Source organism: Exiguobacterium sp. SL-9, from assembly GCF_004336985.1.
Lineage (GTDB): Bacteria > Bacillota > Bacilli > Exiguobacteriales > Exiguobacteriaceae > Exiguobacterium.
Window position 1 is genome coordinate 1 of the sequence record NZ_SJUO01000024.1, and the last position, 425, is coordinate 425.

The following is a 425-nucleotide window of genomic DNA, read 5'->3' on the forward strand; positions in this document are numbered from 1 at the left end:
ATCATGAGGAGATCGGGTCGAATTCGCGCTCGGGCGCGTGCGGTCCGTTCCTCGCCGACGTCACCGAGCGCATCGTCGCCTCCTTGCTGCCGCAGTCGACGCGCAGCGATTATCTCGCGTCGATGTCCACCTCGGTGTGTGTCTCCTCCGATGCCGGGCATGCTGCCCATCCGAACTATCCGGAACGGCACGATCCGCATGTCCGCCCCCGCCTCGGCGGCGGTCCCCTGCTCAAGCTCAACGCTCAGCAGCGCTACGCCACGGATGCGGTGGGCACCGCCGTGTGGTCACAGGCGTGCGCGGCTGCCGGAGTCGAGTACCAGGATTTCGTGTCGAACAATGCGATGCCCTGCGGGTCGACGATCGGACCGCTGACCGCGACCCGGCTGGGCATGACGACCGTTGATGTGGGCCCGGCCCTGTTC

The 425-nt window shown here is 67.3% G+C and carries 1 protein-coding gene; it reads left to right on the top strand.

Annotated features, from left to right (window positions below; all coding sequences use genetic code 11):
• A partial coding sequence (locus EVJ34_RS15470) for a zinc-binding metallopeptidase family protein (RefSeq protein WP_255417533.1) occupies positions 1 to 425 on the top strand: 425 nt, incomplete at both ends.